Consider the following 19971-nt stretch of genomic DNA (forward strand, 5'->3'; position numbering starts at 1 on the left):
GAGTGTTTTTACATGAGTAAAATCATTGGTATTGACTTAGGTACAACAAACTCTGCTGTTGCTGTCCTTGAAGGCGGCGAAGCAAAAATTATTGCAAACCCAGAAGGAAACCGTACAACACCATCTGTTGTTTCTTTCAAAAACGGTGAGATCCAAGTCGGTGAAGTTGCAAAACGTCAAGCAGTAACCAACCCAAATACAATTTCTTCTATCAAACGTCACATGGGAGAAGCTGGTTACAAAGTTGAAGCGGAAGGCAAATCTTATACACCGCAAGAAATCTCAGCTATGGTCTTGCAATACATCAAAGGTTTTGCAGAAGACTATTTAGGTGAAAAAGTAGACAAAGCAGTCATCACTGTACCTGCATACTTCAACGATGCGCAACGTCAAGCAACAAAAGACGCTGGTAAAATCGCTGGTTTAGAAGTAGAACGGATCGTTAACGAACCAACAGCCGCTGCATTGGCTTATGGTTTGGATAAAACCGATAAAGACGAAAAAATCTTAGTATTCGACTTAGGCGGCGGTACTTTCGACGTATCGATCCTTGAATTAGGCGATGGCGTATTCGATGTATTGTCAACTGCCGGTGATAACCATCTAGGTGGGGATGATTTCGATAACAAAATCATCGATCACATGGTAGCAGAATTCAAAAAAGAAAACGGAATCGATTTGAGCTCAGACAAAATGGCATTGCAACGTTTGAAAGATGCCGCTGAAAAAGCGAAAAAAGATTTATCCGGTGTAACAAGCACACAAATCAGCTTGCCATTTATCACTGCCGGCGATGCTGGTCCATTGCACTTGGAAATGACATTGACTCGTGCGAAATTTGACGAATTGACTAGTGACCTGGTAGAACGTACGAAAGTTCCTGTACGTCAAGCATTGAAAGATGCTGGATTGTCACAATCAGAAATCGATGAAGTGATCTTAGTCGGCGGTTCAACACGTATTCCTGCTGTTGTTGAAGCAGTACGTAAAGAAACAGGCAAAGAACCAAACAAATCTGTAAACCCTGATGAAGTTGTTGCAATGGGTGCGGCGATCCAAGGTGGCGTTATCACTGGTGACGTGAAAGACGTGGTCTTGCTTGACGTAACACCGTTATCACTAGGTATCGAAACAATGGGCGGCGTATTTACTAAATTGATCGATCGCAACACAACGATCCCAACAAGTAAATCACAAGTCTTCTCAACTGCAGCAGACAACCAACCAGCAGTGGATATCCACGTACTGCAAGGGGAACGTCCAATGGCTGCTGACAACAAAACACTAGGAAGATTCCAATTAACGGATATCCCACCAGCACCTCGTGGTATTCCACAAATCGAAGTAACATTCGATATCGATAAAAATGGTATCGTAAATGTTTCCGCAAAAGATTTGGGAACACAAAAAGAACAAAAAATCACAATCAAATCTTCTTCAGGTTTATCAGACGAAGAAATCGAACGCATGGTGAAAGACGCTGAAGCAAATGCTGAAGCCGATAAAGCTCGCAAAGAAGAAGTCGATCTTCGCAATGATGTAGATGCATTGTTATTCACCGTCGATAAAACATTGAAAGAATTAGAAGGAAAAGTTGATGCAGACGAAGTGAAGAAAGCGGAAGATGCACGCGACGAATTGAAAGCAGCTGTTGAAGCGAACAACATTGAAGAAATGAAGACGAAACGTGACGCATTGAACGAAATCGTCCAAAACTTGACAGTGAAATTGTACGAACAAGCAGCACAACAACAAGCTCAACAAGATCCAAACGCAGCACAAGGCGGCGCGGATGATGTCGTTGATGCTGATTTCGAAGAAGTAGACGGCGATGACAAATAAGTAACTCGCTAGGAAAAAGCCAAAGTCATCCTTTGGCTTTTTCTTATGATTTATTTAAGAAAGATGTAGCTTGTTTAAGAAATATGATAAAATACACGAGTGTAGCTAAAACAAGAAATGTGGAGGGAAGCCTATGGCAACAAAACGTGATTATTACGAAGTCCTAGGATTACAAAAAGGAGCTTCGGATGATGAAATTAAAAAGGCATACCGCAAGCTTTCCAAAAAATATCACCCGGATATCAATAAAGAACCAGATGCTGAAACGAAATTCAAAGAGATTTCTGAAGCATATGAAATCTTAAGCGACCCGCAAAAAAGAGCGGCTTACGATCAATATGGACATGCTGGAACAGATCCTAATTACGGCGGTGCCGGCGGATTCGGTGGCGGCGGTTATGGTGGCTTTTCTGGCGGTGGCTTTGGCGGCTTTGAGGATATCTTTGAATCCTTTTTTGGCGGCGGCGGAGGTCGTTCTGTTGATCCGAACGCACCTCGTCAGGGCGCGGATCTGCAATATACCATCCAATTGAAATTTGAAGAAGCGATTTTCGGTGTTGAAAAAAATATCAAGTATAATCGCGAAGAAACTTGTCATACTTGCGGCGGTAACGGCGCAAAACCTGGAACACAGCCTGTGACCTGTCATAAATGCCACGGTTCTGGTACCATCAATGTTGAACGCCAAACACCACTTGGACGAGTGATGAGTCGCCAAACATGTGATGTATGTCACGGAACAGGGAAAGAAATCAAAGAACCATGTCCTACTTGTCAAGGTTCCGGTCACGAAAAGAAAGCCCATGAAGTGAAAGTTAAAGTTCCTGCTGGTGTCGAAGACGGTCAACAAATGCGTTTGGCAGATCAAGGAGAAGCTGGGATGAACGGCGGACCTTACGGTGATCTGTACGTGATTTTCCGTGTTGAAGAAAGCGACATTTTTGATCGCGATGGCGCGGAGATCTATTACGAATTGCCATTGAATTTTGTCCAAGCGGCATTAGGGGATGAAGTCAATGTACCGACTGTTCATGGTGATGTAAAATTGAAAGTTCCTGCCGGTACACAAACAGGAACCAACTTCCGTTTGCGCGGAAAAGGCGCACCTCGTTTGCGAGGCGGCGGTAACGGCGACCAACAAGTTCGTGTCAAAATCATTACACCGCGGAATCTATCGGATGAACAAAAATACGCGTTGCGCAAATTCGCGGAAGTCAGCGGCAATAAAATCAATGAACAGCAGCCGGAAGGTTTTTTCGATAAAATGAAAGATGCATTTACCGGTAAGAAAAAATAGGACTGACATCGACAGATCGTAACAGTTCGTTTAATCAAAAAACCAGCGAAGAATCAACTTCGCTGGTTTTTTGATGGCTATTTTTCATGATCAGATATTCAATACTTTGTTCAAGAAATCTTTCGTACGTTCATTTTTAGGATTATTGAAGATCTCTTCAGGTTTGCCATCTTCTAAGAATTTTCCTTCGTCGCAGAAAAGCACGCGATTGGCAACTTCTTTGGCAAAGCCCATTTCATGAGTAACGATGACCATGGTCATTCCTTGTTTTGCCAATTTTTTCATAACATTCAGTACGTCGCCGACCATTTCCGGATCCAAAGCGGAAGTCGGTTCATCAAAAAGCATGATGTCCGGATTCATTGCTAATGCGCGGGCGATCGCCACCCGTTGTTTTTGTCCGCCGGATAGGTTATCAGGGTACATATCTTTTTTATCAGCCAAACCGACTGTTTCCAATAGTTTCATTGCTTTTTCTTCAGCTTCTTTACGAGACGCTTTTTTCAAGTCTGTAGGAGCCAAGATGATATTTTCCAAGACAGTCAAATGCGGGAACAAGTTAAAATGTTGGAAAACCATCCCGATGTGCTGACGAACCAAATTGATGTTGGTGCTTTTATCCATCAAGTGAGCGCCATCGATGATGATATCGCCGCTTGTTGGTTCCTCTAAACGGTTCAGACAGCGCAGAAACGTACTTTTACCAGAACCTGAAGGGCCGATGACACAAACCACGTCGCCTTCTTGGATAGAGATGCTGATGTCGTTTAAAACAGTGTTGTCACCGTATTTTTTTACGAGATTTTCAACTAAGATTTTTTCAGCCATCTTATTTCACCTTCTTTTCTAAAACTTTGGCTAATTTTGTCAATGCTGTGATCACGATCAGATAGATGATAGCGATGATCAAGTAGACATTGGTACTTTGAGAAGTCCGGGCAACGATGATCTTCCCTGTTTGCAGCAATTCTACCACACCGATGACCGAAATGATCGTTGTATCTTTTAATGAGATAACGAATTGGTTGACAAAAGAAGGAATCATGATCTTGATTGCTTGCGGTAGAATGATTTTTTGCATGGTTCTTGTATATGGCAGCCCTAAACTGCGGGAAGCTTCCATTTGTCCGACTGGTACGGCATTGATCCCGCCGCGGACGATTTCTGCGATATATGCACTGGCGTTAAGGGTCAATGTGATGACACCGGCGGCAAAGTCAGGGATCGTGATACCGATCGCGTCAGATAATCCGAAGAAGATGAAGAACGCCAACACCATCATCGGGATTCCGCGGATAATATCTACATATATAGAAGAGAAAGTCCGCAATGCGCGAATCGGTGCAACGCTGAATAATCCAAAGATAATACCGATCACCAATGCCAGAGCGAATGAAAGCAATGCAAGTGCGATGGTTTTAACGAGTCCGTCTAATAAGACTTTCCAGTTGTTTTCCAATAAGCCGCCGATCGTTGACTCATCTTTCTTGCTTTCGGTTGGTGTTTGGGAGATATATTTGTCAACGATCTTATCGTACTCACCTGTACGTTTCATTTCTTTGATCGCTTCATTGAACATTTCCAATAATTCAGGATTTTGTCCTTTTTTTACTGCGAAACCATATTCTCCGCCAGATTCCCGCTCGATAGGGGTCGCTAACTTTTGACCGTTGTTAATAGCGTAACCGATGACCGGATAGTCATCCATCATGGCGTCGATCTGACCGCCTCTGACTGCTTCGTATAATTGATCAGCTGCGTCATAAAGCTTGATGGTATAGCCGTATTTTTCTTTATTGGCTTCTAGAAAATCTGCACTTTCAGTTCCGATTTTCGCGCCGACTCTCTTACCATCTAAGTCTTCATAAGATTTAATGGTATCATTTCCTTCTTTCACAGCGATTTGGATTCCGCTTTGGAAATAAGGATCTGAAAAGTCGAATGATTTTTTACGTTCGTCAGTAATGGTCATACCGGCGATCATCCCATCTGCTTGGTTTCCTTCGATAGCTTGCAGGGCACCGGAAAATCCGATGAAATTAAATTTGATATTGAAGCCTTGCATCTCTGCTGCGCGATTCATCAAGTCGACATCGATACCTACGTATTCATTGTCCTCGTTTTTGTATTCAAAAGGAGCAAAAGCCGAATCGCTAGCGATAATGTACTGCTCTTTTTGAGGCTCGATTTTTTTCATTGTGTCAGCAGCTTCTGCTGAACGCGGTACTCCCAGTGTAAAAAGACCTACCATTACGGCTGCTAATGTAAGCAGAAGTGTTCGTTTTTTCATTTTATAACCTCCTGTTTTTTTAGACATAAGGATATTATAAAGTGAAAGAGGAATGGAAACAAGAAGATTAGCGAAAAAAATAGAAAAAAACGTATTCTTATAACATCTTATGTTATGTTTAGTAACATGCGCAAAAGTCCGAGAAACAGAAAACTAGCGAAAGTATGTTCGCTATGGTATAATAGCTCAGTAAGGAATGCGGACTGTTTTCCTTTCTTTTTGTTATACTGAATACAGGTTATGTATAAAGGAGGATATTAGATGATTGAGAGAGAGACCTCCCATAAATTTGAATTAGTTTCCAAATATCAACCGGCAGGAGATCAGCCTGAAGCGATCAATCAATTGGTAAAAGGGGTAGTGGGCGGCAAGAAAGCACAGATATTGCTGGGTGCGACTGGTACCGGGAAGACTTATACGATCTCTAATTTGATCAAAGAAGTCAATAAACCTACATTGATCATTGCTCATAATAAGACCCTTGCTGGGCAGTTATACGGTGAGTTTAAGGAGTTTTTTCCGAATAATGCCGTAGAATATTTTGTCAGTTACTATGATTATTATCAACCGGAAGCGTATGTGCCTTCCAGTGATACTTATATCGAGAAAGACTCCAGTATCAATGATGAAATCGATAAATTACGCCACTCGGCTACTAGCGCTTTACTTGAGCGAAACGATGTAATCGTGGTGGCTTCTGTGTCGTGTATTTTTGGTTTGGGTTCACCTATCGAATACCAAAAACAAGTCGTTTCATTACGGGTAGGGATGGAGATTTCTCGTGATCAGCTGTTGCGCAGTTTGATCGATATCCAATTTGAACGCAATGATATTGATTTTCAGCGGGGGCGTTTTCGTGTCCGTGGTGATGTTGTGGAGATTTTTCCGGCATCTCGTGATGAACGGGCTTTGCGTGTGGAATTTTTCGGCGATGAGATCGAACGAATCCGTGAAGTCGATGCGTTGACTGGAGAGATCTTAGCAGAAACAGAACATGTTTCGATCTTCCCGGCAACACACTTTGTTACGAATGAAGATTACTTAGAACATGCGATTGCTTCTATTAAAGCGGAACTTGAAGACCGTCTGGAAGTTTTGCGCAGTGAAAATAAATTATTAGAAGCTCAACGTTTAGAACAACGTACGAATTATGATTTAGAGATGTTGCGAGAGATGGGGTATACGTCAGGGATCGAAAACTATTCTCGTCATATGGATGGACGTAAAGAAGGCGAGCCGCCGTATACATTGCTGGACTTCTTTCCAGATGACTTCTTATTAGTAGTAGATGAATCTCACGTGACCATGCCTCAGATCCGTGGGATGTATAATGGCGACCGTGCCCGCAAACAAATGCTGGTAGATTACGGTTTTCGTTTGCCGTCAGCGTTGGATAACCGCCCATTACGGTTAGAAGAATTTGAAGAACATGTCAATCAGATCGTCTATGTATCAGCAACACCAGGTCCTTATGAAGCAGAACAGACGGATACTGTTGTTCAACAAATCATTCGACCGACCGGATTGCTGGATCCTGTTATTGAAGTTCGGCCGATCATGGGACAAATCGATGATCTGGTAGGGGAAATCAATGATCGAGTAGAAAAAGATCAGCGGGTCTTTGTGACTACCTTGACGAAAAAAATGTCCGAAGATTTGACCGATTACTTCAAAGAATTAGGAATCAAAGTAAAATATCTGCACAGTGATATCAAAACATTGGAACGAACAGAGATCATTCGCGATCTTCGTTTAGGGGAATTTGATGTGCTTGTTGGGATCAACTTGCTTCGGGAAGGTCTGGATGTTCCGGAAGTTTCTCTAGTGGCGATCCTTGATGCAGATAAAGAAGGCTTTTTACGGAGTGAACGTTCCTTAGTACAAACGATCGGTCGTGCCGCTCGTAATTCAGACGGGAAAGTAATCATGTACGCCGATAAAGTGACGGATTCGATGCAGCGGGCGATAGATGAAACAGCGCGTCGTCGTTCGATCCAAGAAAAATATAATGAAGAACATGGAATCGTACCGAAGACCATCATCAAAGAGATCCGCGATTTGATTTCCATCACCAAGGTAGCAGAAGAAGGCGAAACTTATGAAACTGCGACTTATGATGACTTGACGAAAGAAGAAAAAGATATTTTACTTATTAAATTAGAAAAAGAAATGAAAGAAGCGGCAAAAGCGTTAGACTTTGAAACAGCCGCGACTTTACGGGATACGATTTTAGAATTAAAGGCGTCTGAATAGGAGGACAAACATGGCAAATGACAAGATCGTGATTCATGGTGCGCGTGCCCATAATCTGAAAAATATCGATGTAACGATCCCTCGTGATAAATTAGTTGTAGTGACGGGATTATCCGGTTCAGGGAAAAGCTCGTTGGCATTTGATACATTATATGCTGAAGGACAACGGCGATATGTTGAAAGTCTGTCAGCCTATGCGCGGCAATTTTTAGGTCAAATGGATAAACCGGATGTCGACAGTATCGACGGATTAAGTCCGGCGATCTCTATCGACCAAAAGACTACCAGCAAAAACCCTCGTTCCACAGTCGGTACCGTGACGGAGATCAATGACTATCTCCGTCTGCTTTATGCTCGTGTCGGCCATCCTATCTGTCCTAACGATCATATCGAGATCACTAGTCAATCAGTAGAACAAATGGTAGATGAAGTGTTGCAGCTGCCTGAACGGACGAAGATCCAGATCTTGGCACCGATCGTCTATCAAAAAAAGGGACAACACAAAAAAGTCTTTGAACGAATCCAACGAGAAGGCTATGTCCGAGTACGTGTCGATGGCGAAATCTATGATATTTCAGAAGTGCCTGAGTTGGAAAAAAATAAAAAGCATGAAATCAGTATCGTGATCGACCGGATCGTCGTCAAAGAAGGAATCCGTTCTCGTCTGTTCGACTCATTCGAAGCTTCGTTGCGACTTGCGGAAGGCTATGCGGTGGTCGATGTGATCGGACAAGATGAAATGCTGTTTAGTGAACACTATTCATGTCCTTATTGCGGATTTACAGTAGGCGAACTTGAACCCCGTCTGTTCTCATTCAATGCTCCCTTTGGCGCTTGTCCGGAATGTGACGGTTTAGGGGTCAAATTGGAAGTCGATGTGGATCTAGTCATTCCTGATCCAACGAAAACACTGCGCCAAGGAGCGATCGTTCCTTGGAATCCCATCAGTTCGCAGTATTATCCTCAAATGCTGGAACAAGCTTGTGACAGCTTTGGTATCGATATGGATACACCGTTTGAAGAATTACCAGAAGAACATCAAGCGATTATATTGAACGGTTCTAATGGTGAAAGTTTCCATTTTCATTATGAAAATGATTTTGGCGGTGTACGAGATGTAGAAGTCGCATTCGAAGGAGTGCTGACCAATATCAAACGCCGCTACCATGAAACGAATAGTGATTTTACGCGGGACCAAATGCGTTTGTATATGACTGAACTGACCTGTCAAGCGTGTCATGGATACCGTTTGAACCCACAAGCATTGTCTGTTCAAATCAATGGAACAAATATCGGACAAATCAGCGAATTGGCTATCAATAATAGTTTGGATTTCTTTGAAACAGTGAATCTGTCAGAGACCGAACAAGTCATCGCAACACCGATTTTAAAAGAAATCAATGACCGCTTGAGCTTTTTGCGAAACGTGGGTCTGGATTATCTGACATTGAGCCGAGCAGCGGGAACATTGTCCGGGGGCGAAGCGCAGCGGATCCGTTTGGCTACGCAGATCGGTTCAAATCTTTCCGGTGTGTTGTATATCTTGGATGAACCTTCTATCGGGCTCCATCAAAGAGATAATGATCGTTTGTTAGACTCTTTGCGGAAAATGCGGGATCTTGGAAATACGCTGATCGTGGTAGAACATGACGAAGATACGATGCGTGCGGCGGATTACCTGATCGATGTGGGTCCAGGGGCTGGACAAGAAGGCGGCGAGATCGTAGCGGCAGGAACACCAGCACAAGTGGCGAAAAATAAAAAATCTTTGACTGGACAATATCTGTCAGGAAAAAAAGTGATCCCTGTACCGACAGAACGTCGACAAGGAACGGGAGAAAAAGTCAAAATCACCGGTGCCAGTGAAAACAACTTGAAAAATGTGAGTGTAGAATTTCCGCTTGGAAAGTTCATCGCTGTAACAGGCGTTTCAGGTTCAGGTAAATCGACATTAGTCAATGAGATCTTGAAAAAAGCATTGGCGCAAAAAATCAATCGAAATTCCAATAAACCAGGAAAATTCAAAACCTTGACTGGTTATGAAAAAATCGAAAAAATCGTTGATATCGATCAAAGTCCGATCGGCCGGACACCGCGAAGCAATCCAGCGACATATACCAGCGTTTTTGATGATATTCGTGATCTTTTCGCGAAAACCAATGAAGCGAAGATGCGCGGTTACAAAAAAGGCCGTTTCAGTTTCAATGTGAAAGGCGGACGCTGTGAAGCCTGCAAAGGCGATGGGATCATCAAAATCGAGATGCATTTTCTGCCAGATGTGTATGTGCCTTGTGAAGTTTGTCATGGCAAACGTTATAACTCAGAAACGTTAGAGGTACATTACAAAGGAAAGAATATCGCTGAGATTTTAGAAATGACTGTAGAAGATGCGGTGGAATTTTTCCAACATATCCCTAAGATCCATCGCAAACTGCAAACGATCGTTGATGTAGGGCTGGGCTATGTGACATTAGGACAACCGGCGACAACTTTATCCGGCGGTGAAGCACAACGGATGAAACTAGCCAGTGAACTTCATAAGAGCTCGAACGGTAAGAGTTTTTATATCTTGGACGAACCGACTACGGGTCTGCACACCGACGATATCGCTCGCTTGTTGAAAGTATTGGAACGGTTGGCGGATGCTGGTAACACAGTTCTGGTTATCGAACATAATCTTGATGTCATCAAATCAGCAGATCATGTGATCGATTTAGGACCAGAAGGCGGAGATGGGGGCGGTACAATCATCGCTGAAGGAACACCGGAAGCCATTGCGGCTGTGCCGGAAAGCTATACAGGACAATATTTGAAAAAAGTTTTGAAATAAAATTTAAAGTTTTCTTAATGTTCTTTCAAATGCTTGTAAGAAGAAAATCCTTTCGATAGAATGCATCTAAGAGAGTAATTCGGCGTTCCGTCGCTGAATTGCTGTCCTATAAGTTCTATCCGTTCAAAATTGAAAAAAGCAATCGAAGTTCTATCTTTGATTGCTTTTTTCTTTATGGTATGATGGTTCTGTTGTATATTTTAAGAGAACTATTTAGTGAATCCGTTAGTAGAAGTGAGTGTGTAAAATGAATGATCAAATCAGCTTTATTCCGATTCTTTTAGGCAGTGATATGAATGTTTATGGTATGGCGCGAGCATTCCACGAAGAGTATGGAATCTCATCTATTGCCTATGCCTCAGATCAGCTTGCCCCAACGCGTTACAGCAGAATCGTCGATGTGAAAGTGATCGAAGGATTTGACAAAGATCCGGTATTTATTCAAGAATTATTGAATTTAGCGAAAAACACCTATAATGATCCATCTAAGAGATATTTATTGATCGCTTGTGGGGACGGCTATGCAGAATTGCTGTCTCAACATAAAGAGGAATTGGCTCCGTATTATGTTTTTGCGGCAAATGATTATTCATTGTTCAAGCGATTGATCAACAAAGTAAGTTTTTATGAAGTCTGTGAAGAATATCAGCTTCCATATCCAAAAACGCTGATCGTGAAAAAAGAAATGGTGATTGACGGCAAGTTGAATCAACCATTGCCTTTTGATTTTCCGGTAGCGTTAAAACCTGCCAATAGCGTAGAATGGCTTTCTGTTCATTTTGAAGGACGTAAAAAAGCGTTTATCATTGATAATCAGGCAGAATTTGATATGATTTTAGATCGTTTGTATCAAGCTGGTTATACTAGCGAAATGATCGTGCAAGATTTTATCCCTGGTGATGACAGCAATATGCGAGTTTTGAACGCATATGTCGACCATGACAGAAATGTCCGCATGATGTTCTTGGGTCACCCCTTATTGGAAGATCCAACGCCTGCTTCTGTAGGAAATTATGTGGTGATCGTTCCTGATTATAACGAAAAGATCTATCAAACCATCAAAGAATTTTTGACAAAGATCAATTATGTAGGATTCGCGAACTTTGATATGAAATATGATGTACGCGACGGTGAATACAAACTGTTCGAGATCAATCTGCGTCAAGGAAGAAGCAGCTTTTTCGTTACGCTGAACGGATTCAATCTAGCCAAATATATCACAGAAGATCTTGTCTACTCGTCTGTCTTCCGGGAAACAGAATATGGGACCAATAAATCGCCAAACGCTAAAGTTTGGTTGGGAGTTCCGAAGAAGATTTTCAGAAAATATGCCCGCGACAATGCCGACAAAGCATTTGCGGAGAAACTGATAAAAGAAGGCCGCTTTGGAACGACAGTCTTTTATAATAAAGACCAATCGATCAAACGCTGGGCTTTGATGCAGTACATGTTCCATAACTATATCAAGCGATTCAAAAAATATTTTAACGTGAAAGAAGGATAGCTTGTGGAGAATTTTTTTAGTATTTTAGGCGGGATGGGCACGATGGCGACTGAAAGTTTCGTTCGTCTGCTGAACCAGCGTACTGTGGCTCACAAAGACCAAGACTATCTGAATTATGTATTGTTTAATCATGCGACGGTTCCTGACCGGACAGCGTATATCTTGGATAGAACCCTCGAAAATCCAATGCCTTTTTTACTGGATGATATTGCCAAACAAAATCTCTTACAGCCGAATTTTATTGTCTTGACTTGTAATACAGCTCATTATTTCTTTGACGAACTGCAAGCTGCCACTGATATCGAGATCTTGCATATGCCTCGGGAAGCGGCTCGTGAATTGACGAGACAGCAAATCAAAGGAAAAGTTGCTTTTTTAGGAACAGAAGGCAGTGTCAAGGCCGGTGTGTATGAAAAAGAGTTGAGAGATGCTGAATTTGATGTGGTGATCCCAGACAGAGCACTGCAAGAAAAGGTCAATCATCTGATCTATCAAGATATCAAGGAAAATGATTTTTTGAATCAGGAATTGTATTTTGAGATCTTACAAGAAGCGGTTGAAAAATATCAATGCGAACGGATCGTTCTAGGTTGTACAGAACTTTCATTAATGGAAGAATTTACCGAAAACAATCCTTATCCGGTAGTGGATGCGCAATCGATTTTGGTGGACCGGACGATCGAACGAGCGTTAGAAGATCGCGCAAAGTTGAGTGATGAATCGCTAAAAATAAATAAAGCGTAAAAAGAGCTGGGAAATCATGATGATTTTCCAGTTCTTTTTATGCTTAGATTGAAAAAACCGTGCAAAGACACGCCCGGAATGTTATAATAGAGCGAATGATCATTATTAACCATTGAAAGGGGTTTTCAATGATGCAAGACAATCTGCAATTAGTAATCATAACAGGGATGAGCGGCGCTGGAAAAACAGTCGCGATCCAAAGCTTTGAGGATATGGGCTTTTTCTGTATCGATAATATGCCGCCATCATTAGTTCCGAAATTTTGGGAATTAATCAAAGAATCGGGAAAAATCACCAAAATCGCTTTAGTCGTTGACTTGCGATCACGTTCTTTCTTTGAAGAAATCGAAAATATGCTGATCGATATTGAAAATACGAATTTTATTGACACACAGATGCTCTTTTTAGACGCTTCTGATGAGGAATTGGTTTCTCGCTATAAAGAGACGAGACGTGCGCATCCATTGGCGATGAATGGGTTGATCACAGAAGGTATTCGCAAAGAACGGGCGATCTTAGAAGATATCAAGCCAAAAGCGACGATCATTATTGATACTACCAAACTGACACCTCGACAATTAAGAGAAAAAATCAACAGCGAGTTCAAAACTTCAAATGAGCATGGTTTCCGAATCGAGATCATTTCATTTGGATTCAAGTATGGTCTGCCAATCGATGCTGATATCGTGATGGATGTCCGCTTTTTACCTAATCCTCACTACATCGCAGACTTGCGCCCATTGACCGGTCTTGATAAACAAGTTTACGACTATGTCATGTCCTTTAGTGAAACGGAAGAGTTTTATCAACACTTTATCGGTTTATTGGAAGCGATCATGCCAGGGTATGTCCATGAAGGAAAAAGCAGTTTGACGATCGCTATCGGCTGTACAGGCGGACAGCATCGTTCAGTCGCATTAAGCGAACGGATCGGTGAAGAACTTTCAAAAAATTATAAAGTAAATATCACCCATCGTGACAAAGATAAGCGCAAAGAGACGGTGAATCGTTCATGAAGATGAAAACATACCGTATCCGCAAACCGAAGATCGTCGTTGTCGGCGGCGGGACCGGTTTGCCGGTCATTTTAAGAAGTCTGCGCAATCAAGGGGTGGACATCACAGCAGTTGTGACGGTAGCTGATGATGGCGGCAGCAGCGGGGAGATCCGCGAGTCCATCGCCATGTCACCGCCGGGAGATCTGCGAAATGTTTTGGCGGCGTTATCGGATATGCCAAAATTATATTCAGATATTTTTCAATATCGTTTTAAAAAAGAAGACAAGTTTTTAGCCAATCATGCGTTGGGAAATCTGATCATTGCGGCGATCTCTGAAATGCGGGGCAGTACGTATGAAGCGATCCAATTATTGTCTAAAATGATGCACGTGAATGGACATATCTATCCTTCCAGCGAGGATCCGCTGGTACTGCACGCAGTTTTCACAGATGGGACCGAAGCTGTCGGCGAATCAAAGATCGCATTGGATCGCAAGACCATCGATCATGTCTTTGTCCGTAATCAGCATGGCGATGATGAACCGAAAGCGGCTCGTAAAGTTGTTTCTACCATTATGGAAGCCGATATGATCGTTTTAGGACCGGGCAGCTTATTTACCAGTATCTTGCCGAATCTGATGATCAGTCAAATCGGTAAAGCGTTGATGGAGACTTCAGCCGAAACTGTTTATATCTGCAATATCATGACGCAAAAAGGGGAAACCGAGCATTTTACGGATGCTGATCATGTACGAGTGTTGCATAAGCATTTAGAAGGGCGCTTTATCGATACTGTTTTAGTAAACACGGAGAAAGTTCCTGAAGGCTATATGGACCCCTTGATCTATGATGAATACTTGGTGCAGGTCAAACATGATTTTAAAGGACTGCGAAAAGAAGAATGTCGCGTGGTTTCTGCCGACTTTTTGAAACTAGAAGACGGCGGCGTTTTCCATGACGGGGAAAAAGTTGCCGAAGAATTATTGCGTATCGTATACGGCGCAAAATAAAGGAGGAGAGAAAATGTCATTTGCAGCAGATGTCAAGAAGGAATTGACAGGCTTGACTGTTCATCGGGAACACGCAAAAGCAGAATTAGCGGCACTGATCCGAATGAATGGCTCACTGAGTTTGACTAATCATCAATTCGTCTTGAACATTCAAACTGAAAATGCTGCGATTGCCAGACGAATCTATTCTCTGTTAAAAGATCACTTTAATGTCCGCAGCGAATTGCTGGTACGGCGCAAAATGAAATTGAAGAAGAATAATGTTTATATCGTTCGTTTGAAGCAAGATACGCAGCGGGTACTGAATGAATTAGACATCATGGACGGCATGATGTTCCATACGCATGTATCTGATGAAATCATGGGCAATGCGCAAAAAATGCGTTCGTATCTTCGGGGAGCTTTCATGGCTTCTGGTTCGGTGAACAATCCAGAGACCAGCCGTTATCATTTAGAAATCTATTCTATTTATGAAGAGCACAACCAAGATATTTGCGATATGCTGAATTACTATGATTTGAATGCCCGCATGTTGGAGCGGCGCAACGGCTATATTTCCTATCTCAAAGGAGCCGAAAAGATCGCTGATTTTTTGACGTTGATCGGTGCTACGAACTCAATGCTGAAATTCGAAGATGTTCGGATCGTCCGGGATATGCGCAATTCTGTGAATCGCTTGGTGAATTGTGAAACAGCCAATCTGAACAAAACCATCGATGCCGCTTCTAAACAAATCGACAATATCCAATTTATCGAACAACATGTCGGTTTACAGGCATTACCGGAAAAATTACAGGAAATCGCTGAATTGCGATTGGAACATCCTGAGGTCAGTTTGAAAGAATTAGGGGAAATGATCCCCTCTGGTGCGATCTCCAAATCAGGGATCAACCATCGAATCCGCAAAATCAATGAATTTGCAGAACGATTACGGGAAAAAGCTTAAAAAAACTGCAAGCAAGAAACTGTGAAACAAAGATGTTTGACAGTTTCAGCGCTTGCAGTTTTTTGTTTTCAGCTTTCGCTCTCGATATAGCGTTTCAAGTCTTCAAGATCCACCGATTCATCAAAAATCTTATCCTCGATAATGATCGTGGGCACAAAGCGGATATTAGCCCGTTCCGCTTCGTCGATGATCGCTTCTGTGGTCAGGCTGTCTTCATAGTTTTCCAAACTTAATTGTTGTTCAGCGAATTTGGCTACTTCTTCTAATTCAAGATTGCCCCATTGATCTTGGGTTTCATAGATACGGGTGATGTCAGCAAAAGCTTTTTTTGTATCTCCTTTTGTGACGTAGCGATGCATGACATTGCCTCGTTGCAGTGATTCTTTTTCTTTATCAAAAAGTTTGATGACACGGTAAGCTTTTTTATCTTTCACAGCTTGATCGATGATCTCTTTTGATTTTTTGAACCATTCGCGGCAATAAGGGCAGCGCAGATTGACGAATTCGATGATCGCTTTTGGCGCGTTTGTATCTCCGATGATGACGCCTACATCGGTATTTGTTTCCAGTCGATTGATTTCTGTGATATCCATAATAGATCCCCCCATAACTAGTGTAACGAAAAAACGTCAAAGAAAAAAGTGGCAGACGTATTTTTTTCGAATATCAAAATAACTGAAAATAAGTCGTTTGTGGAGGGTGAAACATGAAACTTGTCAGAAAGTGCGCTTTGATAGTTGAAAGTTTTATGAAAATAGCAAGAAAAGGGTTTTTTTCACTAATTTGAAAGACAACCTGTGGTATACTTATTTTTGTAAAGTCTTAAGTAAAGGAAGGCTGTCTATGTTTGATTTCGGGGAATTATTTAATGTTGATTATTGGAGACAATTATTTTCGGTGGACTTTTTTTCGCTGAAATTTTTTATAAACATTTTAGATGTTTTAGTAGTATGGTATATCATTTATAAATTGATCAAGTTGGTTCAAGGCACAAAAGCGATCCAGCTCTTTAAGGGAGTCGCTGTTTTTATTGTGATCCGGATTTTAGCGGAGATGCTGGGGCTCCATACGCTATCATGGCTGATGAATCAAGTCATTACTTATGGGGTGATCGCGGCGATCGTGATCTTTCAGCCGGAAATTCGTCGCGGGCTGGAACATTTAGGGCGAAGTTCGTTTTTCCGAGCGTCAAAGCAAGAACGCAAAAAAGACGAAAAAATGGTCTTGGCATTGGACAAGGCAGTCCAATATATGTCTAAACGGAAAATCGGCGCACTGATCGCTATCGAGCGGAATACAGGTTTGGAAGAATATGTGGAGACCGGGATACCGTTGGATGCGGATATTACTGGAGAATTGCTGATCAATATCTTCATTCCTAATACACCGCTGCATGATGGTGCGGTGATTATTCAAAATGAAAAAATCGCGGTTTCTTCTGCGTATCTGCCGCTTTCTGAAAGTATGCTGATACCTAAAGAATTCGGAACACGCCATCGGGCCGCTGTCGGAATCAGTGAAGTAAGTGATGCGGTAACTTTAGTGGTATCTGAAGAGACCGGGGACGTCAGCATCACATTGAATAATGAATTGCTTGCAGGATTGACACAGGAAGAATATTTGGCTATTCTACGGAGGGAACTGGTCCCAGAAGAAAAAACAAAAGAGAAAAACCGCAAAAATATTTTGCAATCCTTTATCGACGGTGTCACTAGTAAAGGAGGACGCAAATGAGTTCTAAAGAATCAAAAGGCAGTGTGTTATATGCAGTGCTGGCTTTGCTGTTCAGTCTTGTTTTGTTTTTCAATGTCAATGGGAATAATAATTTGACAGCAAGTCTGACAAGTACGCCGGAAGCTTATGAAGAAGATGCGACAAATGTTCCGGTACACTTGATCTATGAGTCTTCAAAATATTACATCCATGGCTATGAACCAACTGTCAAAGTTAAATTGAAAAGTGCAAATCGTATCCAGCTGAATTCTGAAGCGAACGAAGATACCCGAAGTTTCCGAGTGATCGCCGATCTTTCCAATTTATCAGAAGGCACCCATGAAGTAAAACTTCGCGTCAACGGATTGAGCAGTGCAGTCACTGCCTCAGTCGATCCGGGAACCGTTACAGTCACGATAGAAAAGAAAGTGACGAAAACGTTTGAAGTTGAACCAGTCGTTTCAAGTGCCAATCTGGAAGAAGGCTATCAAATCGAAAAAGTGTCGGTTGATCCAAAAGAAGTCGATATAACGACAGGGGACAAAACTCTTGAATTGATCGATCGAGTCGTTGCTACCGTCGATCCGGAAAAAGTAGCTTCCAAAGATGTTGAAGAAACTGTCGACGTCCAAGCTTTGGATGAGAAAGGCAACAGTTTGAGCATTCAAGCAGAACCTGCCAAAGTCGATGTCCAAGTGGGATTAACAGCTCCTGAAAAAACGGTAGGTCTGTATGCTGCGCAAGTAGGGAAATTACCGTCAGGCGTCTCAGGTTATACCTTTAGTCTGTCACAACTGACAGCAAAACTCAGAGGTCCGTTGTCTGATATCAACAATACGAATAATATTGGGATCCCGGTAGATATAACGGGAATCAGAGAAGCGACCACCAAAACGGTAGAGATTCCGGTCGATGATGGTCATCAAATCGATCCGAAGACGGTCTCTGTTCATATCGTGCCAATCATGATAGAATCTGATGAAACCACAGAAAGAACAGAAAATACACCGGCTTCGACCAGCCAGCCTGCTTCTTCGCAGGAATCGACTTCAGTCGCAGACAGATCAGAAGAATCTTCGCAAACGACGACGCAAGAATCGCAGGAAACGCAAGAAACAACTAATGACAACAACTAGACATAAGATAGAGAGGGTAAAATGACAATGGGAAAATATTTTGGAACCGATGGTGTAAGAGGAGAAGCAAACCTTGAACTTACTCCAGAGTTAGCATTCAAATTAGGACGCTATGGCGGCTACGTTTTAAGCCAACATGAAAACGGTGAAAGAAGACCGCGGGTTTTGGTAGGTCGTGATACTCGGATTTCGGGACAATTATTGGAAAATGCGCTGATCGCCGGATTGCTTTCAGTTGGGATCGAAGTTTTCCAACTTGGCGTGATCTCTACACCGGGGGTTGCTTATTTGACAAGAGTACAAAAAGCGAGTGCCGGGGTCATGATCTCTGCTTCCCATAATCCAGCACAAGACAACGGAATCAAATTCTTCGGCAGCGATGGATTCAAACTGGTAGATGATCAAGAATTAGAGATCGAAGCGCTATTGGATGCTCCTGAAGATACATTGCCACGACCTTCTGCTGAAGGTTTGGGGACGGTGGAAGAATTTCCGGAAGGTTTGCTGAAATACTCTCAATTTTTGAAACAAACGATCAATGATGATCTATCTGGTTTGACTGTCTGCATCGATGCAGCGAACGGAGCGACAGCGACAACAGTCAATCGTCTGTTTGCTGATTTGGAAACAGATTTCCACACGATCGGTACTTCTCCAAACGGTTTGAACATCAATGATGGAGTTGGCTCGACTCATCCGGAAAAATTAGCAGAATTTGTTGTTGAAAAAGGTGCGGATGCCGGTCTGGCTTTTGACGGCGACGGCGACCGGGTCATTGCGGTAGACGAATTGGGTAATATCGTTGACGGCGATAAGATCATGTATATTTGTGCAAAATACTTATCTGAAAAGAAACGCTTGAAACAAGATACGATCGTGACAACTGTCATGAGTAATCTTGGTTTCCATAAAGCTGTAGAAGCGATCGGTTTGAAAGATGTGATCACTCAAGTAGGTGACCGTTACGTTGTAGAAGAAATGCGCAAAAACGATTATAATTTTGGCGGGGAACAATCCGGACATATGATCTTTTTAGATTTCAATACGACTGGTGATGGCATGCTGTCTGGTATCCAACTGTTGAATATCATGAAACAAACCGGCAAGAAATTGTCTGAATTGGCAGCAGAAGTAACCATCTATCCGCAAAAACTAGTTAACATCCGGGTATCCAACAAAAACGGTGCGATGGAAGTTCCAGCTATCAAAGCAGTCATCGAAGAAGCTGAAAAAGAAATGAACGGTGAAGGCCGCATCTTAGTTCGCCCTTCCGGTACTGAACCATTATTGCGAGTAATGGCAGAAGCGCCAACTGACGAAAAAGTTGAATACTATGTCGAAAAAATCGCCGATGTCGTTCGCAAAGAAATCGGGATCGATTAAAGCAAAATAAAACGACCTTAAAGTC

Annotated in this window: 15 protein-coding genes; 12 read left to right on the plus strand and 3 right to left on the minus strand. The window is 42.3% G+C overall.

Translation table 11 applies throughout. The features are described 5' to 3' along the window. The first annotated feature begins 12 nt into the window (after positions 1-12). A complete protein-coding gene (gene dnaK / locus EFB00_RS11380) occupies positions 13-1842 on the plus strand; it encodes a molecular chaperone DnaK (RefSeq protein WP_122646908.1) in 1830 nt (609 codons plus the stop codon). A gap of 133 nt (positions 1843-1975) precedes the next feature. After that, on the plus strand, positions 1976-3139 hold the full coding sequence (gene dnaJ / locus EFB00_RS11385) for a molecular chaperone DnaJ (RefSeq protein WP_122646909.1): 1164 nt from the start codon (positions 1976-1978) through the stop codon (positions 3137-3139). A 90-nt stretch (positions 3140-3229) separates the two neighbouring features. On the opposite strand, the gene EFB00_RS11390 is transcribed toward dnaJ, so the two are convergent. Both EFB00_RS11390 and EFB00_RS11395 read right to left on the minus strand, forming a co-directional pair. Further along, entirely contained in the window at positions 3230-3967 is a 738-nt protein-coding gene (locus EFB00_RS11390; protein WP_122646910.1) for an amino acid ABC transporter ATP-binding protein, read from the minus strand. Between the two features lies 1 nt (position 3968). Further along, on the minus strand, positions 3969-5429 hold the full coding sequence (locus EFB00_RS11395) for an amino acid ABC transporter substrate-binding protein/permease (protein ID WP_122646911.1): 1461 nt from the start codon (positions 5427-5429) through the stop codon (positions 3969-3971). A 261-nt stretch (positions 5430-5690) separates the two neighbouring features. On the opposite strand from EFB00_RS11395, the gene uvrB reads away from it, so the two are divergent. The 7 genes from uvrB to whiA all read left to right on the plus strand — a co-directional run bounded on the left by uvrB (position 5691) and on the right by whiA (position 15714). Then, complete coding sequence (gene uvrB, locus EFB00_RS11400) at positions 5691-7682, plus strand: excinuclease ABC subunit UvrB (protein ID WP_122646912.1); 1992 nt, start codon at positions 5691-5693, stop codon at positions 7680-7682. 10 nt (positions 7683-7692) lie between these two features. After that, on the plus strand, positions 7693-10512 hold the full coding sequence (gene uvrA / locus EFB00_RS11405; protein ID WP_122646913.1) for an excinuclease ABC subunit UvrA: 2820 nt from the start codon (positions 7693-7695) through the stop codon (positions 10510-10512). A 247-nt stretch (positions 10513-10759) separates the two neighbouring features. Then, positions 10760-12016 carry a carboxylate--amine ligase gene (locus tag EFB00_RS11410; protein WP_122646914.1) on the plus strand — a complete coding sequence of 419 codons (1257 nt, stop codon included), beginning with the start codon at positions 10760-10762 and terminating at the stop codon, positions 12014-12016. Between the two features lie 3 nt (positions 12017-12019). Then, positions 12020-12760 carry an amino acid racemase gene (locus EFB00_RS11415; protein WP_122646915.1) on the plus strand — a complete coding sequence of 247 codons (741 nt, stop codon included), beginning with the start codon at positions 12020-12022 and terminating at the stop codon, positions 12758-12760. Between the two features lie 131 nt (positions 12761-12891). Beyond that, positions 12892-13776 carry an RNase adapter RapZ gene (rapZ, locus tag EFB00_RS11420; RefSeq protein ID WP_122647097.1) on the plus strand — a complete coding sequence of 295 codons (885 nt, stop codon included), beginning with the start codon at positions 12892-12894 and terminating at the stop codon, positions 13774-13776. Beyond that, positions 13773-14768: a gluconeogenesis factor YvcK family protein gene (locus tag EFB00_RS11425; protein WP_122646916.1), complete on the plus strand. Its 996-nt coding sequence runs from the start codon at positions 13773-13775 to the stop codon at positions 14766-14768. The genes rapZ and EFB00_RS11425 overlap by 4 nt, the downstream gene beginning before the upstream one ends. A gap of 13 nt (positions 14769-14781) precedes the next feature. Next, entirely contained in the window at positions 14782-15714 is a 933-nt protein-coding gene (gene whiA / locus EFB00_RS11430) for a DNA-binding protein WhiA (RefSeq protein WP_122646917.1), read from the plus strand. Positions 15715-15782: 68 nt separating this feature from the next. On the opposite strand, the gene EFB00_RS11435 is transcribed toward whiA, so the two are convergent. After that, on the minus strand, positions 15783-16307 hold the full coding sequence (locus tag EFB00_RS11435; RefSeq protein ID WP_122646918.1) for a DsbA family protein: 525 nt from the start codon (positions 16305-16307) through the stop codon (positions 15783-15785). Between the two features lie 250 nt (positions 16308-16557). Between EFB00_RS11435 and cdaA the strand changes: the two genes are divergently transcribed. Genes cdaA through glmM form a run of 3 tightly spaced genes read left to right on the plus strand, consistent with a single transcriptional unit; the run spans position 16558 to position 19946 of the window. Beyond that, a complete protein-coding gene (gene cdaA / locus EFB00_RS11440; protein ID WP_122646919.1) occupies positions 16558-17448 on the plus strand; it encodes a diadenylate cyclase CdaA in 891 nt (296 codons plus the stop codon). Next, positions 17445-18563 carry a CdaR family protein gene (locus EFB00_RS11445; RefSeq protein WP_122646920.1) on the plus strand — a complete coding sequence of 373 codons (1119 nt, stop codon included), beginning with the start codon at positions 17445-17447 and terminating at the stop codon, positions 18561-18563. Before cdaA ends, EFB00_RS11445 begins: the two co-directional genes overlap by 4 nt. A 27-nt stretch (positions 18564-18590) precedes the next feature. Beyond that, a complete protein-coding gene (gene glmM, locus EFB00_RS11450; RefSeq protein ID WP_122647098.1) occupies positions 18591-19946 on the plus strand; it encodes a phosphoglucosamine mutase in 1356 nt (451 codons plus the stop codon). The last annotated feature ends 25 nt before the right edge of the window (positions 19947-19971 follow it).

This window comes from Enterococcus mediterraneensis, from assembly GCF_900604485.1.
GTDB lineage: Bacteria > Bacillota > Bacilli > Lactobacillales > Enterococcaceae > Enterococcus_C > Enterococcus_C mediterraneensis.